This is a genomic window from Microlunatus antarcticus, assembly GCF_014193425.1.
Classification (GTDB): Bacteria; Actinomycetota; Actinomycetes; order Propionibacteriales; family Propionibacteriaceae; genus Microlunatus; species Microlunatus antarcticus.
This window is the reverse complement of record NZ_JACHZG010000001.1, coordinates 2,952,382-2,977,184: the sequence shown is the minus strand read 5'-3', so window position 1 is coordinate 2,977,184 and position 24,803 is coordinate 2,952,382. Positions and strand designations below refer to the sequence as shown.

The following is a 24,803-nucleotide window of genomic DNA, read 5'->3' as shown; positions in this document are numbered from 1 at the left end:
GAGGCCAGCTCAGCTCGCGACGATGTTCACCTCGAGCGGCACCGTGTCGGTGAGCACCCAGGTCTCGTAGTAGTCGAAACGCCGGTCGCTCTGGTCCCACGACAGCGAACGGATGCGCAGGACCGGGTCGCCGGGTTCTACACCGAGGTGCTCCGCGACCTGTTCGGGCGCCTTCGTCGCGTGGATCACCCGCCGGGCACCCTGGATCACGAAGCCGGCCTGCCGCAGGGTGCTGTTCACCGAGCCCGTGCCGTCGAGCACGTCCGTGGCGCCGGCGATCACCGCTCCGCTGGCGCTCGGGAACCAGTTGGTGCTGAACAGCGCGGGTCGGCCGTCCAGGGAGCGCGCCCGGTCAAGGGTGAACACCTTCTCCTGGGCGGGCAGCCCCAGCGCCTCCGACACGTGCGCCGGCGGGACGCGGAAGCCGGCGTCGACCACCGTCGTCTCGATCCCCGTACGGCCGTGCCGGATCTGGGACTCGAGGAAGCCCTCCGTGTCCTGGACGATCCAGCCGGAGGTCGGCCCGGGGACGGTGGCGAAGACCCCGCGTCGGGCCACCCGGCGCGCGAAGCCGTCGGACTCGAGCCTGGACATCGTCTGGCGGACCGTGGCGCGCGCAAGGCCGAAGTCCCGGCTCAGCTCCAGCTCGCTGGGCAGACGCTCGTCGACCGGGAGGTCGCCGCTGACGATCCGGCCCTTGAGGATGTCGAACAGCTGCTCGTAGTAGGGGACCGGCGAGGTCCGGTCGATCGTCTGCGTCATCGCACCTCCTGGTGCGTCAGTGAACCAGACCGTCGGGCAGGTCTGACGGGACTGTCTTGTCCGGACAGTTTAGACAGCGCAGAGCAGCGGGCGTTAGAGTTCGGTGCCCTCCAGCAGCAGGCCCGAGTCAGACAGGCGGAACGGTGCGATGACCCAGACCATGCGAGCGGTCGTGGCCGACGGCCGTGGCGGCGTCGAGCTCGACGAGCGGCCCGTCCCCCGGAGCCGGGAGGGCTGGGTCGTGATCGCCCCGGTCGGCACCGGCGTCTGCGGCACCGACCTGCACCTGATCGACGGCGACTACCCGCACGGCCGGTTCCCGGTGGTCCCGGGTCACGAGTTCGCCGGCCACGTCACCGAGGTCGGCCCGGGGGTCCGCGGTCTGGCCGAGGGCGACTACGTCGGGGTGAACCCGAACATCAGCTGCACGGTCTGCGTCTGGTGCCGCCGGGGTGCCCCCAACCTCTGCGTCGACCTGCTGCCGGTCGGCGTCGCGGTCGACGGCTCCTGCGCGGAGTACGTCGCGGTGCCGAGCCGCACCGTCGTCCCGCTGAGCGCGTCCATCGAGCAACGGGCGGCGCCGCTCATCGAGCCGTTCGCCTGCGTGCTCCACGCGTTGGAGCGCGCCCCGGGCTGGCGGGGCGAGGAGGCTGTGGTCTTCGGTGCCGGCTCGATCGGGCTGATGGCGGTCGTGCTGGCGCGCGCCGAGGGTGGTGCCGGCGTCCGTGTCGTCGAGCCGAACGCGGCCCGCCGGGCGGCGGCGCTCGCACTGGGGGCCGCGGAGGCGGTGGGGTCGGTCGACGAGCTCGAGCGTGAGGTGTTCGACCTCGCCGTGGACGCGAGCGGGCACCCGGCGGCCATCGCCCAGGCGATCGCCGCGCTGGGCCCGCGCGGCCGGCTCGTCCAGATGGGGGTGGCGTCACCCTCGGCCGCCGTGGCGCTGAGCCCGTACGAGGTGTTCGCGAAGGAGCTCAGCATCATCGGGTCGAACTCGCTCGCCGACAGGTACGCCGAGGCGGCCGATCGGATGGTCGACCTCCAGGACGAGCTGGTCGGCATGATCACCGCGACGTTCCGGCTCGAGGACTACCGGTCGGCCCTTGCTGCGGCGAAGAGCCCGGACCACATCAAGGTCCAGGTCGTCGCCTGAGGCGTCACGAGCGTGGCGCGCCGGTGGTCACCGGCGGGCCGGGCCTGGGTCTCCGGGGGCTTCGACCGGCGGTACGGCTCGGCCTCCACCGCATCGCGCCGAGGGGAGCGGCCATCTGCGGTTCCTGATCATGCTCCTGCTGCCCGCGCCCCTGGTGATCGCCGGCCGTCGGTGGCAGCGGGGTGCCGTGACGGTGGCACAAGACGTGCGGCGGGTGGTCCACGTCGTCACCGCCCGTACGTCCGCCTACCGGCCCTGCGCACCAGCGTCGCCGCGCTCGGTGCCGTGCTCGCGCTGGGCTGGCTCGCGAACCGGGTCGGACTCACGGACGACCCGCTGAAGCCCGTCGGCAACCTGCTGGTCGACCATCCGCTGGCCCTTGCGGCGGGACTCGGGGCGCTGGCGCTCGTCCTCACCGGCCCCCGCGTCGCCCGCAGCACCGGGGCGTCCCGACGTCCTGCCGCTGTCTAGCCGGTGACCTCCGCCTGCCACAGCCCGACGGTGGCGTCGACGATCCCGTCGGCCGACCCGCGCCACGTGGCACGGGCGACGGGCGTGCCGTCGGCGAGGGCGGTCTCGCGCTGCGCGAAGACGTGCACGGCCAGCAGCCGCGTCATCTCGCCTCGTTCCAGCCGGACCGGCTCGGGCAGTCGCGCCGCGAGCCTGGCCAGTGCGGAGGCGGTCCGGGAGAGGCCGTCCGACTGCTCGAGCTCGGTGGCGATGAGCTCGCGGTAGCGCGGGTCGGTCGCGACCAGCGCGGTGAAGCGCGCCCACCACGTCGGGCTGCCCAGCGACTCCAGGTGCTCCGCCACGGGGTGGATGAGGCAGGAGACCCAGGCGCGGAGCTCGTCGCTGACCAAGGCTTCGTCGACCCAGCGCGCTCGCAGTGCCTCGACGAGCTCGCCGTGGCGGCGCACGATGGCGCGCACCAGGTCGGCGGTGGTTCCGAAGTGGTAGTTGACCGCCGAGACGTTCCCCTGACCGGCGGCGGCGGCGATCTGGCGGTGGGAGACGTTGTCCAGCCCGCGCTCGGCGAAGAGCCGCTCGGCCGCGTCGAGGATGCGCTCACGGGTCGACGCGGCGCGCTCGGCGCCGGTCGGGGCGGCTGTCGCAGCCGTTCCTGATGTCGTCCTCACCTGCACGCCCCTGAGTTTGCCGTACGTCGCGTCCTGTGGTTCCATCTAATTCAAGCGTATGAATCAAACCAGGGACGAAGGATCGACTGTGACGACAGAAGTGGCCGCACCGCTGGACGAGCTCGTGCTCGGCGTGGGGGCACCCGGAGACGACGTCGACCAGGTGGGTCCGACGCGGACCGGGCTGGTCGTGGGCGTGCTCGCTCTCGCCGGCATCGCCGTGTCGCTGATGCAGACCCTGGTCATCCCGATCGTGCCGCGGCTCCCCGTGCTCCTCGACGCCACGGCGAGCAGCGCCGCGTGGGCGGTGACGGCGACGCTGCTGGCAGGCGCGGTCGTCACCCCCATCGCGGGACGGCTCGGCGACATGGTCGGCAAGAAGCCGGTGCTGCTGGCCAGTGTCGTGGCGATGGTCGTCGGCTCGCTGCTGTGCGCGCTGGCCGGCAGCCTGGAGCTGCTCGTGGTCGGCCGCGCGGTGCAGGGCCTGGCGGCCGGGGTCATCCCGCTCGGCATGAGCCTGATGCGCGACGTCCTCCCCCCGCAGAAGCTGGGCCCGGCGGTCGCGCTGATGAGCGCGTCGCTCGGGGTGGGGGGAGCGCTGGGTCTGCCGGCCGCCGCCCTCATCGTCGAGCGCGCCAGCTGGCACGTCCTCTTCTGGGTCGCCGCGGGTCTGGGGGCCGTGGTCTTCGGGCTGGTCCTGCTGGTGGTGCCCGCAGCTCGCGCCGTCCGGGCACGGGGGCGCCTGGACGTCGGTGGGGCGGTCGGGCTGTCGGTCGCGCTGGTGTCGCTTCTCCTTGCGGTGTCCAAGGGCGCGGAGTGGGGGTGGTCGAGCCCGCGCGTCCTCGGGCTGCTCGTGCTGGCGGTGGTCGCCGGCCTGGTCTGGGGCCGGTGGCAGCTGCGGACCTCTTCTCCGTTGGTCGACCTGCGGACGACCGCCCGGCCGCAGGTGCTCATCACCAACGTCGCCTCGTTGGTCTTCGGGTTCTCGATGTTCGCCATGTCCCTGGTCGTCCCCCAGGTCGTGCAGCTGCCGGCGGAGACGGGCTTCGGGCTCGGGCGCAGCATCCTCGTGGCCGGCCTGGTCATGGTGCCGAGCGGGCTCGTGATGATGGTGGCCGCACCCGTGTCGGCCGCCGTCTCCCGTCGGACCAGCCCGCGGGTGACCCTGATGATCGGTGCGCTCGTCGTGGCGGTCGGCTACGCGCTGGGTGTGTTCTTCCTCGGCTCGGTGTGGCAGCTGTGCCTGGTGACGGGGCTCATCGGCGCCGGGATCGGCTTCGCGTACGGGTCGCTGCCGCAGCTGATCATGTCCGCGGTCCCGGTGGGGGAGACCTCGTCGGCCAACGGCTTCAACACCCTCGTCCGTTCGATCGGCACCTCGGTGTCGAGCGCCGTGGCCGGCGCGGTGCTCGCGGCTTCGGCCACTGTCGTCGGCGGCGTCAGCGCCCCGACCCTCGGCGGCTTCCAGACGATCTTGGTCCTCGGTTCCGCCGCCGCGTTCGTCACCATGATCATCACCCTGTTCCTGCCTCGGAAGGTCTCCTGAGATGCGTCTCGTCGTCGACATGACCAAGTGCCAGAGCTACGCGCAGTGCTGCTTCCTCGCCCCCGAGTCCTTCACGTTCCAGGGTCAGGAGGCGCTGGTCTACGACCCTGCCCCGACTGACGCGCACCGCGGCAAGATCCTGCAGGCGGCCGCCGCCTGCCCGGTGCAGGCCATCCTGCTCGACCGGTCGGACGACCCGACCCTCGCGCGCCGGGAGCTGCCCGCGCCGCCGCCCGGCCCGACACCGCTCGGCCCCGAGAGCCGGGTCGTCGTGGTGGGCGCCTCGCTGGCCGGGCTACGAGGGGCCGAGGCCCTGCGCCGCGAGGGCTTCCGGGGGGAGCTGACCATCATCGGCGACGAGCCCGAGGAACCGTACGACCGCCCGCCGCTGTCGAAGCAGGTCCTCTCCGGACGGGTGGCGCCGGAGAGCACCACCCTGCCCCGGCTGGAGGACCTCGACGCGGGGTGGCGGCTCGGCGTCGCGGCGACCGGCCTGGACCTCGACGCCAAGCAGGTCCTGCTGGCCGACGGGGAGCACATCGCCTTCGACCGGCTGCTGATCGCCACCGGGACGAGGGCGCGGCCGTGGGTCGACCCTGACGGCGCCGGGCTCGACGGCGTCTTCACGCTGCGGACGGTCGACGACTCCCGCCGGCTGCGGGCCGCGCTCGAGGCCCGGCCCGCCCGCGTCCTCGTGGTCGGGGGCGGGTTCACCGGGTCGGAGGTCGCGTCGGTCTGCCGGGACCTCGACCTCCCGGTCACGGTCGCCGTCCGGGGTCCTGCCCCCTTGGCCGGTGCGCTCGGGGCCGTGGTCGGCCGCATCGCCGGCGACGTCCAGCGGGACCACGGCGTCGACCTGCGCTGCGACGTGAGCGTCACCACGCTCGAGGGCCAGGACGGGCGCGTGCGGGGGGCCCGGCTCTCCGACGGCACGTTCGTGGAGGCGGACGTCGTCGTCGTGGCGACCGGGGCCGTGCGCAACGTCGAGTGGCTCGAGGGCTCCGGCCTGTCGAGCGGGGAGTGGGGCGTCACCTGCGACGCCGGCTGCCGGGTCTTCGACCTGAACGGGGTCGTCACCGACGACGTCTTCGTGGCCGGCGACGTCGCGCGCTTCCCGCACCCGGTCTTCGGGGCCGAGTTCATGGCCATGGAGCACTGGGGCAACGCGGTCGAGCAGGCCCGGGTCGCCGCGCACAACATGGTCACCGGGCAGGTCCGCCGCTGGGCGCACCTGTCGGTGCCGGTCTTCTGGAGCATCCAGTTCGGTCACGTGATCAAGTCCGTCGGCGTGCCGTCGGTCGCCGACGAGGTCATGATCACCCAGGGCTCGGTGGAGGACCGCTCGTTCGTCGCCGTCTACGGGCGGCAGGGCCGGACCGTCGCCGCCGTGTCGTTCGACCAGTCGAAGCTGCTCGAGCACCACCGCCGGGCGATCGCCGAAGGCGCCGCGTTCCCGCCGGACGCGTCCACGGTCAACGAGGCGCCCGACCAGGACCTAGAGCCGGCCGGGCTCCCGTCGACCCGGACCCCCTGGGCCGTCGCCGAGGAGACCGACCTCGTCGTCACGGGCGACGAGCCCAGCGAGTGGCGCACGACCTGGCGCCCCCGTCGCGCCGACGACCAGCAGCCCCAGCTCGCCCGACAGGAGTGATCATGACCATCACCGAGACCACCGGCACGACCAGCACCGGCACGACCAGCACGCAGGAGGCGTACGCGCAGGTCGTCGACCACGCGAACCGCGCCGACCCCTACCCGTACTACGCCCGGCTGCGGGAGCAGCCGGTGGCGCGGCTGGACGAGCGCACGTTCGTCGTGACCGGTCATCAGGAGATCCTCGACCTGATCCACGACCCGAGGATCAGCTCCGACCCCCGGAACCTCGCCGAGGGTCACAGCATCGGCGGCCACACCCCGGCGGCCGAGACCGACGCCGAGGGGGAGCCCGCCGAGGAGAGCCCGTCGCTCCTCAACGCGTTCGTGATGCTGGACGCCCCCAAGCACGACCGGCTGCGCAGCCAGACGATGCGTCACTTCGGTCCGCCGCACCACGCGGGCTACGTCGACGCGATGCGCGGCGACATGGCCCGCATCGTGAACGACCTCATCGACGGCTTCGGCGACGCGCGGGAGGTCGACCTCGTCGAGGCGCTCGCGTACCCCTTCCCGGTCACCATGATCTGCGAGGTGCTCGGCGTCCCGCGCGAGGACGAGCCCCGCTTCCACGCGTGGAGCGAGGACATCATCGCCACCGCCGAGGCGACCGGGCCCGAGGACGCCGCCGAGAAGCGGGAGCGCGCCGGCCTGGCGACCGCGCAGCTGACGGAGTACCTCTCCGCCCTGGCCGACGAGAAGACCCGGGACCCGAAGGACGACCTGCTCTCCGGGCTGGTGAACCACGACGGCCCGGGCGGGCGCATGTCGCGCGTCGACGTGCTGAACACCGCGATCATGCTGCTCATCGGCGGTCACGAGACCACCGTGAACATGATCGCCAACGGCGTCCTCACGCTCCTGCGTCACCCCGAGGTGCTGGAACGTCTCGAGCGCGAGCCGGAGCACGTCGCGCGGGTCTTCGAGGAGCTGCTGCGTCTCGAGCCGCCCGCACAGGTCACGCCCACCCGCGTCGCCCTCGACGACCTCGTGCTGGGGGGCGTCCTGATCCCGAAGGGCTCGTCGATCTGGGTGATGTGGGCCGCCGCCAACCGCGACCCGCGGCACTTCGCCGACCCTGACCGCTTCGACCCCGACCGGGAGCAGAACGACCACCTCGGCTTCGGCGGCGGCATCCACGCCTGCTTCGGCGCGCCCCTCGCCCGGCTCGAGGTGCAGATCGCGCTGGTCGAGGTCTTCCGCCGCCTGGAGAACCCGCGTCTGGTGCTCGACCCGCCGCCCTACCGGCGCAACCCGTTCCTGCGCGGACCCTCCCACCTGCCGATCGCCTTCGACGGCGTACGACCGCGGTAGCGCGTGGGCGCGATCGACGCAGGCGCGCCCGCTGGTTGCCACCTGTCCCTGCCGACCCCGCTCCCGTCTCGAGGACTCAGATGCTCGTCGAAGCCCTGGACCGAACTGCCACCCTCCTCGTCGTCGACGTGCAGGCCCTGACCCTGCCCAACGCCCGGTCAGTCCCCTCCGGCGACCTGCTCGAGCGGATCGGGCAGCTGACCGACGGGTTCCGTAGAACCGGACGTCCGGTCGCCTACGCCATCACGACCGGCATGCGAGGCGGCCGCACCGACCGACGAACGCCCGCACGATCCTGGCCCGAGGACGCGTTGTCGGTCCCGGACGTCATCGGCGCGCGTGCGGGGGAGGTCTGCTACGAACGGACGGGGTGGAGCGCTTTCTCCGGGACGAACCTCGTGGCCGACCTCAGGCGGCGCCGCTCCACTCAGCTGGTCGTCACCGGGCTCGCCACGAGCTTCGGCGTGGAGTCGACCGTCCGGGCCGGGTACGACCTCGGCTTCGACCTGGTCGTTCCCGTCGACGCCGTCTCGGACCCCGACGCGGCGTCTCACGAGCAGTCGGTCACGCACGTCTTCCCGCTGCTGGCCGAGACGACCTCGACCGAGATGGTGCTGAGGTTGCTGGCTGATCCCGGAGCGTGACTCGTCGGCCGCAGGGTGAGCGGGCGGGGCGAACGGGGCGGTGGGGCGGGTGGGGCTTGAACCCACGACCGAAGGATTATGAGTCCCTTGCTCTGACCGGCTGAGCTACCGCCCCTGGCCGGACGATGCTACCGACGCGTGCTCGTGCACCTGGTACGGCGCCTGGGTGCCGGGCGATCGACGGGTCCGGTGGATCACCACGAGGAGCCCGACCACGCTGACCACGGCGACGAGGACGTGGACGACCAGGATGTTCGAGCCGTCCCAGGCCGCGTGCAGCAGCACCGCACCGATGAACGTGGCGACGAACCGGAAGAACGCGCGGCCCTTGACCGTCGACGTCCCGATCGCGAACAGCGCCGCCGCCGTCATCCCGGTCCAGGCGACGTGGCCGGCGGGGGAGAGGAGCGCGCGCAGCAGCAGGGTCGAGTCGAGCGCGGCGATCGAGCCGCTCTTGAGCAGCGCGGTGAAGCCGTAGCCCATCGTCTCCAGCGTCGCGAAGCCCATGCCGCTCGCGACGCCGATGACGACGCCGGCGGCCGCGCCGCGGTAGCGGCTGATCAGCAGCACGAGCAGCGGGACGATGAGCTTCGCGGACTCCTCGATCAGCCCGACGAACAGCATCGGGATCGTCCTGAGCGCGCGCAGGGTGTCGTACTCGAGCGTCCCGGCGGCGACCGTGCCGATGATGCCGCCGAGGACGGCGACGAGGGCGAGCAGGCCGGACGAGACGACGATCCGTCGACCACCGGTGGCGGCGAAGGTCAGCACGGTCCCGGGCACGACTGCCGAGCCGAGCAGCAGCAGCGACGGGATGAAGTTGACGTTCTGCGTCGCGACCGCGGTCCGCAGCACGACCAGGTAGGCCGCGACGCCGAGGACGAGGACGGCGATCCAGGAGAGCCGGTGGAGGCGGCTGCGGCCGGGTTCGGGGGCGGCGGAGGCGGCGGTCACGGGCGAACCTCTCGTACGGGGCGGGCGGCGGCGAGGTCGGCGGAACGGTCCTCGGGGGGCGGGTCGGTCGACGGGGGCGCTGCTCGACGCCGCGCCACGACGACGGCGGCGACCAGGAGCACGACGCCGATGAACAGGGTGCCGGAGCCGATGAGGTTCTCCTCGAGCGTCCAGGACAGCTCGACGTCGGCGCTGTTCGGCAGGTTCTGGAACGGCTCGGCCGCGACCCAGCCGCAGAAGAGCAGGCCTAGCACGCTGAACCACTGCGGCAGCCGCGGCGGCTCCGGGAAGGGCAGCAGGTCGATGATCAGGACGACCGCGAGCGGCACGATCCACACGAAGTGGTGCAGCCAGGAGACGGGCGAGGCCAGCAGGGTGGTGACACCGCCGAGCATCACCGCGAGCGCGACCTCGCCCCGCCGGTGCCAGAGCACGGCCGCCCAGGTCCCGAGGGCGGCGACGACCGCGCTCAGGGCGAGCCCGAGCAGCGGCACCCCGGAGCCGAAGCCGAACGCACGGATGACGTCGGCCAGCACCGACTGGTTGGTGAAGTAGACGATGCTGCCGCCGAGCCCGGTGTCGCCGTGTGCGAGCCGGGTCCAGAAGCCGTACGACTGCCGCGGCGCGAAGACCGCGGCGGCCAGGGTGAGCGCGACGCCGGAGACGACGGCCACCACGAAGGCCCGCATGCGGCGCACGAGGAGCAGGTAGACCACGAACAGCGCCGGCGTGAGCTTGATGCAGGCGGCGAGGGCGGTCCAGAAGCCCTCGGGCAGGACCCGGCGCGTGAATACCCGGGGGCCGGGGACGAGGTCGAGCACGACCAGCGCGACCAGGAAGATGCCGAGCTGGCCGAAGCCGAGCGTCTGGCGGACCGGCTCGACGAAGAGCGCGGCGGTCCCGACCAGGCTCAGCACCCAGCCGTGCAGCCCGACGCGGTGCAGCACCGCGAGCAGGGCCAGGACGCCGCCGATCGTCCAGGCGACCTGGACCAGCGTGGTGGGCGCCAGCGCCAGCGGCACGGACAGCACCGCGGCCAGCGGCGGGTAGAGGAACTGCAGGCGTCCGGGCAGGGCGTAGAAGTCGCCGCCCGCCAGCAGGACCCGGCCGGCCTCGCGGTAGACCTCGAGGTCGACCATGTTCGGCGTCCAGGGCAGGCGCCGCCCGCCGAACTCGATCGCTCCGATCCACAGCCCGGTGAGGACCGGCAGCACGCAGATCAGGGCGCCGCGGACCGTACGCCTCATGCGGGCGTCGCGGCCCCGACGTGGCCGGGCGACGAGGTCGGGGCGCCGGAGGCGACCCAGTCGAGGATCGTCGCGCCGACGCCGGAGTCGTGGTTGGCCGGCACGACCGGGAAGCCGAGGGCCAGCAGGGCGGGGTGCGCGTTCGCGACGACGCGCGGCATCCCGACCCAGCTGAGCATGCTCACATCATTCGGCATGTCGCCGAAGGCGGCAACGCGACGGGCCGGTACGCCGAGACGGGTGCAGGTCCGCGCGAGCATGCTCGCCTTGTCGACCCCGGCGGCGCTGATCTCGACCAGCCCGTAGCCGCGCCCGGTGGAGCACGTCGCCGTGAGCGCGCCGCCGACGCAGGCCTGCACGCGGGCGAGCAGCGCGTCGTCGCCGAGCACCGCGCTCTGGACGAGCATCTTGACCGCGGAGACCTCGCGGGCGAGCTGCTCGACGGGCGCCCGACGCAGCGTGGGGTCCTGGCCGGTGTCGGGGACCCACGTCCGGTACGCCGGCTCGTAGCCGAAGTGCGTGCCCGACTCGAAGGCGAAGGCCGCGTCGGGGACGCTCGCGCGGATGGAGGCGACGGCGTCGAGCGCCACCAGGGGGTCGAGGCAGAGCCGGTCGAGGGTCCGCCGGCTGGCGAGGTCGTAGAGGACGGCGCCGTTGCTGGCGATGACGGTCGGGTGCACACCGGGCAGGTCGGCGATCACGCCGAGCCAGCGGACCGGCCGCCCGGTGGCGAAGACGACCGGGATGCCGGCCTGCTCGGCCCGCAGGACGGCGTGGGCGTTGAGCTCGCTCACCGTGCCGTCCGGCGACAGGAACGTGCCGTCGAGGTCGCAGGCGACCAGAGCGGGCGGGCCCGCGTCGAGGAGGGAGGTCATGGGGGTCCGTCGCGCCTTACAGCCGGGAGGGTGGGGTCGGGCTGCCCGGGGAGCCGCTGTCGTCGGGCGACGAGCCGCCGGGGGAGGGTGAGCCGGACTGCGAGCCCGAGTTCGACGGGGACGGCGAGCCCGACCCGGACTGGGACGGCGACCCCGACGGGGAGCCGGACTGCGGGGACGGCGAGCCCGACTGCGGGCTGGGCGAAGATGACGCAGGGGGCGGGCTGCCGGTGCCGTCCGCGGGCGGCGGCGGGCTCTGCGGCGGCTGGTTCTGGAAGATCAGGATCGCGATGAGGACGGCGAGCGCCGCCAGCAGCATCATCAGCAGCCACGAGACGAGGATCGTGCGCCAGCCCGCGCGGTCGTAGCGACCGGGCCACGGCAGCGGCCAGAGCCGGGCCAGGCCGGGGCGTACGCGGTCGATCCAGGGCAGCTGGTAGTCCGGTCCGACCGGTCGGCCGAGCGGTTCGAGGGCGGCGAGCTCGACGGTGTCCAGCACGCGCTGCGCCTCGGCGGCGGCCGCGGGGGACCCGTCGTACGCGAGCGCGACCCAAGGGGCGTCGGGGCGGGAGTCGGGGGTGACGGGCGTGTCCGGCGCGACGAAGCGGCGCCCGAGCCGACCGGTGTCCTGGCCCTGCCCGCCGCGCGCGAGCACGGTGTCGATGTGCATCTCGTTGACCTCGCCGGCCAGGCGGTCCCGCGCCGCGGCGTCGGACGCCGCACCCTCGGAGAGCAGCAGCACCATCGCCGGGACGCCGTCGGCCTCGTCCGCCTTGTGCGCGGTGAACGCGGTGCCGGCGGCGCTCGCGTGCAGACGGGCGTCGAGCCAGAAACCGCCGACCTTGGGCGGGTCGTCCGGCAGCAAGGGGCTCACGGGGACGAAGTCGTCGAGGGTCGAGGGATCGACGGCGTCGAACGCGCGCATGGCCTCGACGTTGGCCGGGGTCGGACCCGGCGGCGGAGCCTGCGCCGAGGGGTCGCCCGGGTTCCAGGGGCCGTAGTACGGCGACGACACAGGCACCTCCTCGGCGGGGGTCGGGGACGGACCGGGCGAGTCTATTCGCCGCGCGGAGCACCACGGCCCTCTTCGCCACCGCGCGCGGACCGAGCGCGACCCGTGACGCACCTTCTCTATGGAGGACCTGTGAACCCCTGGTGCTGGCACTCTCGCCGCCTACGCTGGAGCCGCTGGTCTGCGAGACTGTGCGGGCCTTCCGGACGGGCGTGATCGCGAGGTCCCCGGGGCCAGGCCAGCACGCAGCATCGACCGAGCAGCAACGGGCAGCGACCAGGTGCCCCGTCCCCCCGTGCCACCAGGAGTCAGCGAGTGAGCAGCCCCACGTACGGAGCGCCGAACACCTCCGGCGCGTCCGCGGAGTCGGCCTCGCCCTCGACGTCGGTGGCCGCACCCGCGCGGCCGCACCTGGACCCGGCCGAGGCGTCGCGCCTGCTCGGCGAGGCGATCAGCCAGGTCCAGCGCGTCATCGTCGGCCAGGAGCACATGGTCGAGCAGCTGATGGTCGGACTGCTGGCCAAGGGCCACATCCTGCTCGAGGGCGTGCCCGGCGTGGCCAAGACGCTCGCCGTCCGCAGCTTCGCGACCGTGGTGGGCGGGACGTTCTCGCGCATCCAGTTCACCCCCGACCTGGTGCCCTCCGACATCGTCGGCACGCGCATCTACAAGGCGAGCCAGGAGACGTTCGACGTCGAGCTCGGCCCGATCTTCGTGAACTTCGTCCTCGCCGACGAGATCAACCGCGCGCCCGCCAAGGTGCAGGCCGCGATGCTCGAGCTGATGGCGGAGAAGCAGGTCTCCATCGCCGGCACGACCTACCAGACGCCGCGGCCGTTCATCGTCATCGCGACGCAGAACCCGGTGGAGTCCGAGGGTGTCTACCCGCTCCCCGAGGCGCAGCGTGACCGCTTCCTGCTCAAGGTCGACGTCCCGTACCCGCGTGGGAACGAGGAGTTCGAGATCCTGCGCCGGATGAGCGTCGACCCGCCGGAGTCGAAGCCCGTCTTCGACCCCGAGATCGTCCGCTCGCTCCAGCAGCAGGCGAGCGAGGTGTTCGTCCACAACCTCGTGGCCGAGTACATCGTGCGGCTGGTGCTGGCGACGCGGACGCCGGCCGACTTCAACCTGCCCGACCTGACCTCGGTCATCCAGATCGGCTGCAGCCCCCGCGCCACGCTCGGCCTGGTCGCCGCGTCGCGGGCGCTCGCCCTGATCCACGGCCGTGACTACGTGCTCCCGACCGACGTGCAGGCCGTGGCCAAGGACGTCATGGCGCACCGCCTCACCCTGGGCTTCGACGCCATCGCCGACAACATCTCGCCGGCGCAGGTCGTGGAGCGGATCATCGCCATGGTCCCGCCGCCCACGCCGGTCTGGCAGGGCGGCAACGGCGCCCAGCAGCCCGCCCCCCAGGGTCAGCAGCAGGGCCAGCCGCAGCACGCCCCGCAGCAGCCGGGTCGTCCGGGCGGTCAGCAGGGACCCAACGGTCAGCAGGGGCCCCACGGCCAGGGCCCGAACGGCCAGGGCACGGGCGGCTTCCCGCCGCCGACCGGTCGGCCGGTCGCCCCGTACCCGCCGGCCCGGGACTTCTAGGCCTCCATGGCGGCACCTTTCTCCAGCCCTCCGGGGTACGGGCCTCCCGCAGGCCCGCCCGTGCAGTTCGCGGCGCCTCCGCGTGAGGCGGGGGCGGTCGCGTCGGTGCTCGCCGCACCGACCCGGGCGACGATCCCGCTCAACAAGCTCGCCCCCGAGGCCGCGCTGCGCCGGCTCGAGCTGACGATCGTGCGGCGCCTGGAGGGCTACCTCCACGGCGACCACCTCGGCCTGCTCCCGGGCCCGGGCTCGGAGGCCAACGACGCCCGCCTCTACATCGCCGGCGAGGACGACGTGCGCAAGATCGACTGGGCCGTCACGGCCCGGACGACCGTCCCGTACGTGCGCGACACCGTCTCCGACCGCGAGCTCGAGGTCTGGGGCCTGCTCGACGTCACCCCGTCGATGAACTGGGGGACCGAGGGCGTCACCAAGCGTGACCTGGGCATCGCCGCGATCGCGACCATCGGCTTCCTCAGCCAGAAGATGGGCGACCGCTTCGGCGGCTACATCATGAAGCCGGACAAGCTGCGCCACCTGCAGGCGCGGTCGGGACGTTCCGCGCTCTACGGGCTGCTGCGCACGATGCTGACCGAGCCGTTCGTGCCCGACCACGCGACCGGCCCGATGACGCTGGCGAACGCGGTCGAGCAGATGTCGCGGGCGCAGCGCCGCCGCGGCCTGCGGGTCGTCGTCTCGGACTTCCTCACCCCGGGCGACCACGAGCTCGACCCGAACGTCCCGCCCGAGTGGGAACGTTCCATGCGCCGCCTCGCCGTGCGCAACCAGGTGCTGGCGATCGAGGTCGTCGACCGCCGCGAGGTCGAGTTCCCCAACGTCGGCGACATGCTGATCCGCGACCCCGAGACCGACTTCGAGCGCTACGTGAACACGAACGACCCCGACGCCCGCGCCCGGATGGACGCGGCCAGCTCGGCGCAGCGGGAACGGATCCGCATCTCCCTGCGTCGTGCTGGTGTGGGACACATCCAGCTGCGCACCGACCGGGACTGGGTCGGCGACATCGCGCGCTTCGTCCTGGCCTACCGCCGCGTCGCCAGCATGCTGCACGCCCCGCCGCAGGGGGTCACGCGATGAGCGCGGCCACCGCGGTGCTCGCTCCGCTCAACGTCTTCGGCGACGTCTGGAGCTTCTTCAGCCAGATCAGCTTCGCGTCCCCGGGCCGGATGCTGATCCTGGTCGCGATCCCGCTGCTGGTCGCCGCGTACGTGCTGGCGAGCCGGCGCAAGAACCGTCGCGGCATGCGCTTCACCAACACCTCGATGCTCGACGTGGTCATCCCGCGGCAGTCCCAGTGGCGTCGCCACCTCGCGGTCGCCCTGTCGCTGCTGAGCCTGGTGACGCTGACGACGGCGTTCGCGAAGCCGACGACCGAGGTCAACGTGCCCCGCGAGCGCGCGACGATCGTCCTCGTCATCGACGCCTCGCTGTCGATGCAGGCGACCGACGTCCCGCCGAACCGGCTCGACGCCGCCAAGGCCGCGGCGATCGCGTTCGTCAACGAGCTGCCCGAGAAGTACAACGTCTCGGTCGTGTCGATGGCCGGGGCGACCTCGATCCTCGTCCCGCCGACGCTCCAGCACGGCACCGTCGCCAACGCGATCAACAGCATCAAGCTGCAGGACTCGACCGCGATCGGGGCCGGGATCGACACGGCGATGGCCGCGCTGCAGCAGGCGCCGAAGGACCCGGACCACCCCGACGACCCGGCTCCCGGCGCGATCGTGCTGCTGAGCGACGGGTCCAACACGACCGGTCGTGCGCCGCAGCAGGCCGCCGGCGACGCCAAGCTGGCCGGCGTGCCCGTCTACACGATCGCGTACGGCACGGAGAACGGCTACGTCGACCTCGACGGCAAGCGCAACCCGGTGCCGGTCGACAAGGAGCAGATGCAGGAGATCGCGCAGATCAGCGGCGGGCAGTACTTCGCCGCCGCGACGCCGGAGCAGCTGCGCAGCGTCTACGAGAACATCTCCTCCGAGGTCGGCTACGAGAAGGCCGACCGCGAGGTGACGTCCCAGTTCGCGGGCTTCGGCCTGGCGTTCGCGGTCCTCGCCGCGCTCGGTGCGATCTCCCTGGGGGCGAAGTGGCCGTGATCCTTCAACCCCTCAGCCCCCTGCTGATGACCCCGCTGCTGTCGTTCCTGGAGCCCAGTCGCCTCTGGTGGCTGCTCCTCATCCCGGCGCTGGTCGGCTTCTACCTGTTCCTGGTCAACCGCAAGCGCAAGCGGAACGACCGGATCGCCAGCTCGATGTTCGACCTCGTCATCCCGCGCGACCGGACCTGGCTCCGGCACGTGGCCGTCGGGCTGTCGATCCTCAGCCTGCTGACGCTCACGGTCGCGTACGCCAAGCCCAAGGGCGAGGTGTCGGTGCCGCGGGAGCGGGCCACGATCGTCGTCACCATCGACGTGTCCCTGTCGATGGAGGCCATGGACGTCCAGCCCAACCGGCTGGACGCGGCGAAGTCCGCAGCCGAGGGGTTCGTGAACTCGCTGCCGCCCAAGTTCAACGTGGCGATCGTGTCCTTCGCCGGAACGGCGACGACGCTCGTCCCGCCGACCCAGGACCGGGGCGCGGCGACGGCGGCCATCCAGTCGCTGCAGCCGAAGGCGTCCACCGCGATCGGCGAGGGCATCTACACCTCACTCGCGGCGCTCGCCCAGGTCGCGCCCGACCCGGGGGACCCGAACGCGGTCGCGCCCGCCCGCGTCGTGCTGCTGAGCGACGGCAAGACCCAGATCGGGCGCCCGTCCGACGAGGCCGCCCAGACCGCCGCGGCCCAGAAGGTGCCGATCTACACGATCGCGTACGGCACCCCCGACGGCTACATCGACATCGGCGGGCGCCGGGAGCCCGTGCCCGTCGACCGTGCGGAGCTCGCTCGCGTGTCGCGGATCAGCGGTGGCACCGCGTACACGGCCACCTCGGCCGGTCAGCTGAAGGACGTCTACCGCGACATCGGCAGCTCGGTCGGCACGGAGAAGGTCGACCAGGAGGTCACGTCCCGCTACGCCGGCTTCGGTCTCGCCTTCGCGATGCTGGCCGCGCTCGGGATGATCTCGCTCGGGGCCCGCTGGCCGTGAGGCAGCCACCCGCCCGGCAGCTCCGGCTGCTCGCGAACCTCGCACCGTTCGCCGCGATCGTGTTCGCGCTGCTGACCGTCTGGCTGACGGTGAGCGCCGTACGGGGGCTCGAGCAGATCATCATGGGGCTGGCCGAGCCCGGGTCGGCCCGCGAGCCGGTGTTCCCGGCCGTCGTCCTCGTCGTCCTGACCGCGGCGTGCGGGGTGTTCACCGCGCTCGTCGCCTACCGGCTCGGTGTCCAGGTGCCACGGATCCTGCGCGGGTGGGACGAGGCCCTCGCCGAACGAGGTCGCGCGCTCCGCGACGAGTGAGGCCCGGCCTCAGCGCTTCGGGGTGCGCGACGCGAAGTGGCCGAGGGCATACCGGACGACCAGCGCCAGCATGACCAGGCCCGCGAGGACCGCCGCGGCGTCGGCCGCGTGGGCGACGCCCGCCCCGCCGAGGCCCAGCCCGAGCGCGCCGAGCACGATCAGCGCCAGGTGAACATCCGTTCGCCGAAGGCCCAGGCGAAGGGCACAAAGTGCAGCCCCACGACGCCGGCGATCAGGGCCGGACGCAGCTCGGCGTGACCGAGGCCCGCCAGCAGCCGGGAGCCCGCCGCGATGAGCACCAGCTCGCCGACCACGCAGCCGCCGTAGACGAGCAGCGCCCGCCGGCTCGGCTCCCGGAACGTCCCCAGCGCCGTCGGCCGGACGTAGAGCGCGAGGAGGGCGAGCACGGCCAGGACCACGGCGACCGCCACGGCCGCGACGCGCACCCCGGTGCCGAAGGGCGGGCTGTAGCTGAGGACGAAGACCAGCCCGCCGGCGACGCCGATCAGCGCACCCCAGCGAAGGGGGTCGACGAGGACGGGCGGCTCGCCCTCGGGCCCGGGGGTCAGGACCCCACCGTCGGCGGGTGCTCCGCGACGCAGAAGAGGTTGCCCTCGGGGTCGCTCAGCGTCGACCACTGCACGTGGGGGTACTCGTCGAGGACGTCCCACCTCCAGGTGGCACCCAGGAGGACGAGCCGGTCCACCTCGGCCGTCCGTGATCCCCAGGGGACGGTCAGGTCGAGGTGCATCGACGTGCGCTCGGGGCGGGGGCCGGACCGGGGCTGGAAGAACATGGCGAAGCCCCCGGGTCGCGCCTCCGGCAGGAACGCCGTGTCGCCGTGGATCACCGCGCGACCACCGGTCACCGTGGCCCAGAACTGTGCCAGGGCGGCTGGGTCGGAAGCCTCGACGTTCACCGCTTCGAGGGAGATCATGGGGAGGGCCATGGCGCGACCCTACGGTCCGGCGGGCTGCCGGGCCGAGATCGGTGCCCCGCCTAGCCTGGGACCGTGACTGACGTGGCTGACCTGCCGACCGGGACCGGGCTCGAGGTCGACGTCGCGGGCAACCTGGCGCGGGTGCGGGCGGAGATCGACGGAGCCTGCGCGGCGGCCGGGCGTGACCCGGGCGACGTACGGCTGCTCCCCGTGAGCAAGACGCACCCGGTCGCGGTGCTCGAGCGGGCGTACGCGGCGGGCGTGCGGCTGTTCGGGGAGAACAAGGTCCAGGAGGCGGCGGAGAAGGCGGAGGCCTTCGCCGAGGCCGACCACCCCGACCTGCGCTGGGCGATGATCGGCCACCTGCAGAGCAACAAGGTGCGCCAGGTCGCGACGTTCGCCCACGAGCTGCACGCCCTCGACTCGCTCAAGGTCGCGCGCGGGCTGGACCGGGCGCTGGCCGAGCTCGACCGCACGCTCGACGTGTTCGTCCAGGTGAACTCCTCCGCCGAGCCGCAGAAGTCCGGGCTCGCACCCGAGGACGTCGAGGCGCTGCTCACCGAGCTGGTGGACCTGCCGAGCCTGCGCGTACGCGGCCTGATGACGCTGGCGCTGAACAGCGACGACGAGGGGGCCGTCGCGGCCTGCTTCGAGCGGACGACCGCCCTCCGCGACCGGCTGCCGGCCGAGCTCCTCGGCCGCGAGCTGTCGATGGGCATGTCCGGCGACTTCGCCCTCGCCATCGCCCACGGCGCGACGACCGTCCGCATCGGCCAGGCCATCTTCGGGGCCCGCGAGACCCGCTGACCCCTCGCGTTCCCCGGCAAGTGGTCACCCCGGCGGCTTTTCGGGCCCCAGAAGTCGGCCGCAGCGACCACTTGCCGAAGAAGGTGAGGGGACAGGCGCGTCAGGTCAGGTTCTCGACCGGCAGGACGGGGACGTCGTCGGCGGGGGTGAAGCCGAAGACCTGGGCGAGGAAGCTGACCTGGGCCTCGTACGAGGCGACGATCGTCTCCGCGCGGCGGAAGCCGTGGCCCTCGCCCGCGAACATGATCAGCGTGACGGGCAGGCCTTTGGACCGGGCGGCGTCGGCCATCTCCTCGGCCTGGTTCGGCGGGACCACGAGGTCGTCCAGGCCCTGCAGCAGCAGGATCGGCGCGGACAGCTCGTCGACGTGGTGGATGGGGGAGCGGTCGACGTAGACGTCCCGGTCCGCGGGGTAGGGCCCGACCAGGCCGTCGAGGTAGCGCGACTCGAACTTGTGGGTGTCGCGGGCCAGGATCTCGAGGTCGCCCACCCCGTACGAGCTGATGCCGGCGGTGAAGACGTCCGTCGCGGTCAGCGCGCGGAGCGTGGTGTAGCCGCCGGCGCTGCCGCCCTTGACCACGAGCCGTGCGCGGTCGGCCAGCCCCTGCTCGACCATCGCGAGCGCGCCGTTGCCGCAGTCGGCGACGTCGACGATGCCCCAGCGGCCCTTGAGGCGTTCGCGGTAGGGGCGGCCGTAGCCCGTGCTGCCGCCGTAGTTGACGTCGAGGACGGCGTAACCGCGCGACGTCCAGAACTGCGTGGACAGCGAGAACACGGCCCGGGCCTGCGACGTCGGGCCGCCGTGCGACAGGGTGATGAGCGGCGGCGTCTCGCCCTCGGGGGCGACGAAGTCGAGGTTGACCGGCGGGTGGTACCAGCCGTGCACGACCCCGCCCTCGCCCGGCCAGGTGACGTCGCGGGCGACCGAGACCCCGGCCGGGTCGGGTGCCTGCCGGGTGCTCGTCCGCACGGTGGTCCACGTGCCGTCGGCCCCGAGCGTCGCGAGCTCGGCGGGGCGGTCCGGGTGCGTCAGGACGGCGGCGACCCCGCCCGGCCCGGCGGCGAGCGCATCGGCGCCGACCCCAGCGTCCGCCACCGGGGTCAGCTCGCCGCTCTCGACGTCGAGGAGCTGCAGCCTCGGCGAGCCGTCCGTGATCACGAGGCAGAGCAGCCCGCCGTCGGTGAGCACCGCGTACGGGGTCGTGCCCAGCACCCACTGCGGCTCGGCGAACTCGGCCTCCGCCGGGTGTAGGGCGCGGACGGAGGTTGCGGTCGGGCCGGCGGAGAAGAGGTAGAGGTTCCACCAGCCGGTGCGGTCCGAGACGAAGACCAGGTCGTCGCCCCGCCACCGCGGCTGCACCGCCGACTCGGACGGTCCACCGGCCACGGTCTCGACCGCGCCGAGCCCGTCGGCCTGGAGCGGCGCCACCTGCAGAAGGGTCGCGTCCCACGGCATGCTCGGGTGGTCCCACTGGGTCCAGGCCAGCCGGCCGTCGGCCGAGAGCTGCGGGGTGGAGTAGAAGTCGGCCCCGGAGGCGAGGACGGTGACGGCGTCGACGTCGTGCGCGGCCGACCCGTCGAGCGGGATCGCCACGAGGGTCGTGACCGCCTCGCCGTGCTCGGCCACCGTCGCCTCCCGCTGGTCCTCACAGACGGCGACGACGACGCCCCGGTCCGGGTGCACGTCGGGGTCGCCGTACCAGAGCGGGCCCTCGGCGGTCAGGACGGTGACGGTCCCGTCGGCGTCGCGGCGGCGCAGGCGACCGTCGGTCAGGTCGGACCACACGACGACGCCGTCGCGGACGCCGTACTCACCGCCCCCGTACTCGTTCACCCGGGTGCGGACGTTCGTGGGGCCGGGCGTCAGCTCCGTCGCCTCGCCGCCGGCCAGGGGACGGCGCCACAGGCTCACCCGCCCGCCCTGGTCGGGCCGCGACTCCAACCAGTAGAGGTCGTCGCCGTCCACGCGCGCGGCGTCCAGCCCGGTCGAGCCGGCGGTGAGGTCCTCCACGCCGATGGGGGAGCGCCAGGAGCCGTACGGAGCGGTGGTGACCATGCCGCCCACCCTACGAAGCCGCTGCTGCGGCGCTGGTGCGCCACCTTGTGCACCGATGTCGGTGCACAGGTCGCCACCCTGACGGGACCCCGGAACTCCTGGTGCGGCTGAGACTTCTGAGGCAGAATGTGAGCGAACCACCACGCGGGACCCGGTGCGAAGGATGTCGGGGAAGGCAGCCCTGAGCTGCCGAGGTCCCACCCGTGGAGGTTCCAGATGAGCACGACCCGTGGCGTCCTGTACGTCCACTCGTCGCCGTCGGCGCTGTGCCCGCACGTGGAGTGGGCGGTCGGCGGCCTGTTCGGCATGCCCGTACGGCTGGACTGGATCCCCCAGCCGGCCGAGCGTGCCGCGTACCGCGCCGAGTACTCGTGGCTCGGTCCCGTCGGCACGGCCGCACGCCTCGCCAGCGCCCTGCGCGGCTGGCAGCGGCTGCGCTTCGAGGTGACCGAGGAGGCCCGGTCGGGCTCCGAGGGCGAGCGCTACTCGTACACTCCCCGCCTCGGCGTGTTCCACGCCATCACCGGGCTGCACGGCGACCTGATGATCCCCGAGGACCGCGTCCGTGCGGCGATGCTGACCGCCTCGAGCGGTGGTCGCGCCCTGGCCGACTCGCTCGACGAGCTGCTGGGCCACGCCTGGGACGCCGAGCTGGAACCGTTCCGGCACGCGGGCGAGGGCGCCCCCGTGCGGTGGCTGCACGAGGTCGTCTGACCTCGTCGCCGGCAATGTGGGGCTTCTTTCCTACGTGCTGCGTTCTTATGCTTACGATGCAAGCCGACGGCCCGGGCAGCAGCCGGGGCCCCTGCTGAGGAGCTCCCCCCGTGCCCCTTCCGTCCTTCCTCCGACGCCCGGCGGTGCCGCTGGCGTCCGCCGCCCTGCTCGCCGCCGTCGCCCTGCCCGGCCTCAGCACCACCGCCGTGGCCACCCCGACCCGGCCCGCTCTGCCGCTGCCCGCCGTGGCCTCGCTGCAGACGGTCCGGATCGAGGTGCCCTCGGCGCTCGACGCGGCCCCGTTCGACAAGGCGCGCTCGGTGAACGTGCCCGAGGGCTGGACCGTCAAGGTCGTGGCCCGCCCGAAGAAGCCGCGCCTCGAGGTCCCGACCCCCGACGGCCGGCTGCTCGTCTCCCGGCCCGAGTACGGCCTCATCACGCGGCTCACGCCGAACAAGCGCGGCTACCCGACGTCGTCGACCCTGGTCAAGGGCCTGCGCAAGCCCCACGGCATGGTCTTCGACGGGAACACCCTCTACGTCGCCGAGAGCAACCGGGTCGACAAGTACACGTACAAGGACGGCAAGGTCGGCAAGCGCTCGACGGTGCTGTCCGGGCTGCCCGACAGCAAGAGCAAGGACCTCAAGGGCGCGTACGCCCACGCGCTCAAGAGCCTGGCCCTCGGCCCGGACCACGAGCTGTACGTCTCGGTCGGCTCGACGCAGAACGCCTCGGCCTCCGACCGCGACCTGAAGCTGCAGCGGGCCTCGGTCCTCAAGATCGAGAAGGGCAAGTCGGGCTACTCCGTCTTCGCGCGCGGCGTGCGCAACGGCACCGGGCTCGCGGTCGCCCCGGACGGCAACCTGTGGACCGCGGTGAACAACCGCGACAACACCACCTACCCGTACCACCAGGACTACGACGGCAACGGCAGCGACGACTACGACAAGAAGATCACGGCCTACGTCAACGACCACCCGATCGAGCCCCTGGCCCGGCTCACCAAGGGCCGCGACCTCGGCTGGCCGTACTGCAACCCGAACCCCGACGTGGACCCGGGCGTGAAGGGCACGGACTTCGACTACTCCGACCGGCCGTTCGTCCGCGACGCCGAGCTCAACGGCAACGGGTCCAAGCTCGACTGCACCAAGCTCCCCGCGCTCGAGCAGGGACTGCCGGCCCACTCCGCGCCGCTCGGTCTGGCCTTCACGCGGACGGAGCTGCCGGGCATCGGCAGCGGCGCCCTGGTCGGCGTCCACGGTTCCTGGAACCGGAACCCGCCGCGCGAGCCCGAGGTCGCGTTCTTCAGCTACTCCCGCGGCGAGATGGGCGGGCAGCGCACGATCATGAGCGGCTTCCAGAACAGCAAGGGCGACCGCTGGGGCCGGCCCGTGGCCGCGGTCCAGGGGGCCGACGGCAACGTCTACGTGACCGACGACTACGCCAACGCGGTCTACCGGATGACCCCGCCGGCGTAGTCGACGAGGACGGGCCTCGGGGGGCCCGCGTCCGCAGCGCAGCGCACGAACCCCGGCACTCCTCCGGGGACCCCCGACCCCGAAGGACCGACCGTGCCCCCGACCTCTCGTCCGCGCGCCCTGCTCGCACCCGCCGCTGCCGTGCTGCTGGCGGTCTGCGCCCTGCCCGGAGCCGGCCTGACCGCCGTCGCCGCCCCCGCCCCGGCGGCGGCTCCCGTCCCGGCCGCCCGCGTCGCGCTCGGCGCCGTCCGCGTCACGGTGCCGAGCGACCTCGCCTCGGCGCCGTTCGACCAGCCACGGTCCGTGCTGGTGCCGGCCGGCTGGACCGCGGGCGTCTGGGCACGACCGGACAAGGCACGGCTCGAGGCCTGGACGCCGGACGGCCGGCTGCTCGTGTCCCGGCCGGCGGCGGGCGTCGTCATGCGGCTGACCCCCGGCCCCGACGGGCGGGCGACCTCCACCACGCTGCTGACGGGGCTGCGCAAGCCGCACGGGCTCGCGTTCGACGGGAGCACGCTCTACGTGGCCGAGAGCAACCGCATCGACCGCTACACCTACGCCGACGGCACGGTCGGGCCGCGCACGACGGTCCTGACCGACCTGCCCGACACCGAGAGCCCGGACCTCAAGGGCGCGTACGCCCATGCGCTCAAGAGCGTGGCGGTCGGGCCGGACCACGCGCTCTACGTCTCGGTCGGGTCGACCGAGAACGCCTCGGCGAGCGACCGCACCCTGACGCCCGAGCGGGCGTCGGTCCTGCGCGTGGACCCGACGACCGGGAGGTACACGACCTTCGCGCACGGGGTCCGCAACGGCACCGGCCTCGCCGTGGCCCCGGACGGCGCCGTGTGGACGGCGGTGAACAACCGCGACAACCTCGCGTACGCCTACCACCGCGACTACGACGGCGACGGCAGCGACGACTACGGCAAGGTGCTGCCGGCGTACGTCAACGACCACCCGGTCGAGCCGCTGGCCAAGCTGACCCCGGGCCGCGACCTCGGCTGGCCCTACTGCAACCCGGACCCCGACGAGGTGCGAGGCGTGAAGGGGTCGGCGCTGCGCTACGCGAACCGCGCCTTCGTCCGCGACGTCCAGCTCAACGCCGGGTCGAAGAAGCTCGACTGCACGACGCTGGCGCCGGTCGAGCAGGCGCTTCCGGGGCACTCCGCGCCGCTCGGGCTCGCCTTCACCCGTACGGCTCTGCCGGGTCTCGGCGACGGTGCGCTCGTCGGCGTCCACGGCTCCTGGAACCGGACCCCGCCCCGCCCGCCGGAGGTCGCCTTCTTCGCCTCCGTGAACGGCGGCCTCGGCGGTCAGCAGACGATCATGTCCGGGTTCCAGGACGCGAGCGGCGACCGGTGGGGCCGCCCGGTGGCTGCGGTCCAGGGCCCGGACGGTGCGCTGTACGTGAGCGACGACCTCGCCGGCGCGGTGTACCGGCTGGCGCCGCCGGCCTGACGTCGGGCCGCGACGCGGCTTGATCCGGGTCGGCACGCTGG

25 protein-coding genes and 1 tRNA gene are annotated in these 24,803 nt (G+C 73.1%); 15 read left to right on the top strand and 11 right to left on the bottom strand.

Annotated elements, in window-relative coordinates; translation table 11 throughout:
- Positions 1-9: 9 nt before the first annotated feature.
- The gene (locus tag FHX39_RS13860; RefSeq protein WP_183339323.1) at positions 10-762 is read right to left on the bottom strand and encodes a GntR family transcriptional regulator; all 753 of its coding nucleotides are present in this window, start codon (positions 760-762) and stop codon (positions 10-12) included.
- A 148-nt stretch (positions 763-910) separates the two neighbouring features.
- Between FHX39_RS13860 and FHX39_RS13855 the strand changes: the two genes are divergently transcribed.
- Both FHX39_RS13855 and FHX39_RS13850 read left to right on the top strand, forming a co-directional pair.
- Positions 911-1,912: a zinc-dependent alcohol dehydrogenase gene (locus tag FHX39_RS13855; RefSeq protein ID WP_183339321.1), complete on the top strand. Its 1,002-nt coding sequence runs from the start codon at positions 911-913 to the stop codon at positions 1,910-1,912.
- Positions 1,913-2,197: 285 nt separating this feature from the next.
- On the top strand, positions 2,198-2,383 hold the full coding sequence (locus tag FHX39_RS13850) for a hypothetical protein (RefSeq protein WP_183339319.1): 186 nt from the start codon (positions 2,198-2,200) through the stop codon (positions 2,381-2,383).
- Here FHX39_RS13850 and FHX39_RS13845 read toward each other — a convergent pair.
- Positions 2,380-3,048: a TetR/AcrR family transcriptional regulator gene (locus FHX39_RS13845; protein WP_332836832.1), complete on the bottom strand. Its 669-nt coding sequence runs from the start codon at positions 3,046-3,048 to the stop codon at positions 2,380-2,382. The two genes, FHX39_RS13850 and FHX39_RS13845, sit on opposite strands and share 4 nt — an antisense overlap.
- Positions 3,049-3,136: 88 nt before the next feature.
- Between FHX39_RS13845 and FHX39_RS13840 the strand changes: the two genes are divergently transcribed.
- From FHX39_RS13840 to FHX39_RS13825, 4 genes are all read left to right on the top strand, one after another.
- Entirely contained in the window at positions 3,137-4,594 is a 1,458-nt protein-coding gene (locus tag FHX39_RS13840; RefSeq protein ID WP_332836831.1) for an MFS transporter, read from the top strand.
- 1 nt (position 4,595) lies between these two features.
- Positions 4,596-6,245 (top strand): FAD-dependent oxidoreductase, encoded by a 1,650-nt coding sequence (locus FHX39_RS13835; RefSeq protein WP_183339313.1) that lies wholly within the window; start codon positions 4,596-4,598, stop codon positions 6,243-6,245.
- A gap of 2 nt (positions 6,246-6,247) precedes the next feature.
- Complete coding sequence (locus tag FHX39_RS13830; protein WP_183339311.1) at positions 6,248-7,561, top strand: cytochrome P450; 1,314 nt, start codon at positions 6,248-6,250, stop codon at positions 7,559-7,561.
- A gap of 80 nt (positions 7,562-7,641) precedes the next feature.
- Positions 7,642-8,205, top strand: coding sequence for a cysteine hydrolase family protein (locus tag FHX39_RS13825; RefSeq protein WP_183339309.1), 564 nt, complete (start codon positions 7,642-7,644; stop codon positions 8,203-8,205).
- 41 nt (positions 8,206-8,246) lie between these two features.
- On the opposite strand, the gene FHX39_RS13820 is transcribed toward FHX39_RS13825, so the two are convergent.
- From FHX39_RS13820 to FHX39_RS13800, 5 genes are all read right to left on the bottom strand, one after another.
- A tRNA-Ile gene (locus tag FHX39_RS13820) sits at positions 8,247-8,320 on the bottom strand.
- Positions 8,311-9,159 carry a PrsW family intramembrane metalloprotease gene (locus tag FHX39_RS13815; protein ID WP_183339307.1) on the bottom strand — a complete coding sequence of 283 codons (849 nt, stop codon included), beginning with the start codon at positions 9,157-9,159 and terminating at the stop codon, positions 8,311-8,313. Before FHX39_RS13815 ends, FHX39_RS13820 begins: the two co-directional genes overlap by 10 nt.
- A complete protein-coding gene (locus tag FHX39_RS13810) occupies positions 9,156-10,406 on the bottom strand; it encodes a glycosyltransferase 87 family protein (RefSeq protein ID WP_183339305.1) in 1,251 nt (416 codons plus the stop codon). The genes FHX39_RS13815 and FHX39_RS13810 overlap by 4 nt, the downstream gene beginning before the upstream one ends.
- The gene (locus FHX39_RS13805) at positions 10,403-11,281 is read right to left on the bottom strand and encodes an HAD family hydrolase (RefSeq protein ID WP_183339303.1); all 879 of its coding nucleotides are present in this window, start codon (positions 11,279-11,281) and stop codon (positions 10,403-10,405) included. The genes FHX39_RS13810 and FHX39_RS13805 overlap by 4 nt, the downstream gene beginning before the upstream one ends.
- 16 nt (positions 11,282-11,297) lie before the next feature.
- Positions 11,298-12,206, bottom strand: a complete 909-nt coding sequence (locus tag FHX39_RS13800; protein ID WP_183341445.1) for a hypothetical protein — start codon at positions 12,204-12,206, stop codon at positions 11,298-11,300.
- Between the two features lie 474 nt (positions 12,207-12,680).
- Here FHX39_RS13800 and FHX39_RS13795 point away from each other — a divergent pair, with 474 nt between their 5' ends.
- From FHX39_RS13795 to FHX39_RS13775, 5 genes are read left to right on the top strand one after another with little or no spacing between them, the layout of a single operon-like run.
- Entirely contained in the window at positions 12,681-13,889 is a 1,209-nt protein-coding gene (locus FHX39_RS13795; protein ID WP_332836952.1) for an AAA family ATPase, read from the top strand.
- A gap of 6 nt (positions 13,890-13,895) precedes the next feature.
- On the top strand, positions 13,896-14,987 hold the full coding sequence (locus tag FHX39_RS13790) for a DUF58 domain-containing protein (protein WP_183339299.1): 1,092 nt from the start codon (positions 13,896-13,898) through the stop codon (positions 14,985-14,987).
- Positions 14,984-16,006 carry a VWA domain-containing protein gene (locus tag FHX39_RS13785; protein ID WP_183339297.1) on the top strand — a complete coding sequence of 341 codons (1,023 nt, stop codon included), beginning with the start codon at positions 14,984-14,986 and terminating at the stop codon, positions 16,004-16,006. The genes FHX39_RS13790 and FHX39_RS13785 overlap by 4 nt, the downstream gene beginning before the upstream one ends.
- 20 nt (positions 16,007-16,026) lie before the next feature.
- Positions 16,027-16,995: a VWA domain-containing protein gene (locus FHX39_RS13780; protein WP_183341443.1), complete on the top strand. Its 969-nt coding sequence runs from the start codon at positions 16,027-16,029 to the stop codon at positions 16,993-16,995.
- Entirely contained in the window at positions 16,992-17,306 is a 315-nt protein-coding gene (locus FHX39_RS13775) for a hypothetical protein (protein ID WP_183339295.1), read from the top strand. The genes FHX39_RS13780 and FHX39_RS13775 overlap by 4 nt, the downstream gene beginning before the upstream one ends.
- 9 nt (positions 17,307-17,315) lie before the next feature.
- Here FHX39_RS13775 and FHX39_RS13770 read toward each other — a convergent pair whose 3' ends face one another.
- Genes FHX39_RS13770 through FHX39_RS13760 form a run of 3 tightly spaced genes read right to left on the bottom strand, consistent with a single transcriptional unit; the run spans position 17,316 to position 18,255 of the window.
- Complete coding sequence (locus FHX39_RS13770; protein ID WP_183339293.1) at positions 17,316-17,462, bottom strand: hypothetical protein; 147 nt, start codon at positions 17,460-17,462, stop codon at positions 17,316-17,318.
- Between the two features lie 2 nt (positions 17,463-17,464).
- A complete protein-coding gene (locus tag FHX39_RS13765) occupies positions 17,465-17,944 on the bottom strand; it encodes a hypothetical protein (RefSeq protein ID WP_183339291.1) in 480 nt (159 codons plus the stop codon).
- A complete protein-coding gene (locus FHX39_RS13760; RefSeq protein WP_183339289.1) occupies positions 17,872-18,255 on the bottom strand; it encodes a VOC family protein in 384 nt (127 codons plus the stop codon). Before FHX39_RS13760 ends, FHX39_RS13765 begins: the two co-directional genes overlap by 73 nt.
- Before the next feature lie 63 nt (positions 18,256-18,318).
- Here FHX39_RS13760 and FHX39_RS13755 point away from each other — a divergent pair, with 63 nt between their 5' ends.
- Positions 18,319-19,053: a YggS family pyridoxal phosphate-dependent enzyme gene (locus FHX39_RS13755; RefSeq protein ID WP_332836828.1), complete on the top strand. Its 735-nt coding sequence runs from the start codon at positions 18,319-18,321 to the stop codon at positions 19,051-19,053.
- Positions 19,054-19,153: 100 nt separating this feature from the next.
- Here FHX39_RS13755 and FHX39_RS13750 read toward each other — a convergent pair whose 3' ends face one another.
- Positions 19,154-21,109 carry a S9 family peptidase gene (locus FHX39_RS13750; RefSeq protein WP_183339287.1) on the bottom strand — a complete coding sequence of 652 codons (1,956 nt, stop codon included), beginning with the start codon at positions 21,107-21,109 and terminating at the stop codon, positions 19,154-19,156.
- Positions 21,110-21,325: 216 nt separating this feature from the next.
- Here FHX39_RS13750 and FHX39_RS13745 point away from each other — a divergent pair, with 216 nt between their 5' ends.
- The 3 genes from FHX39_RS13745 to FHX39_RS13735 all read left to right on the top strand — a co-directional run bounded on the left by FHX39_RS13745 (position 21,326) and on the right by FHX39_RS13735 (position 24,762).
- Positions 21,326-21,823, top strand: coding sequence for a DUF3145 domain-containing protein (locus FHX39_RS13745; RefSeq protein ID WP_183339285.1), 498 nt, complete (start codon positions 21,326-21,328; stop codon positions 21,821-21,823).
- A gap of 110 nt (positions 21,824-21,933) precedes the next feature.
- Positions 21,934-23,301 carry a PQQ-dependent sugar dehydrogenase gene (locus FHX39_RS13740; protein ID WP_198423401.1) on the top strand — a complete coding sequence of 456 codons (1,368 nt, stop codon included), beginning with the start codon at positions 21,934-21,936 and terminating at the stop codon, positions 23,299-23,301.
- Positions 23,302-23,394: 93 nt separating this feature from the next.
- Entirely contained in the window at positions 23,395-24,762 is a 1,368-nt protein-coding gene (locus tag FHX39_RS13735; RefSeq protein WP_198423400.1) for a PQQ-dependent sugar dehydrogenase, read from the top strand.
- Positions 24,763-24,803: the final 41 nt, after the last annotated feature.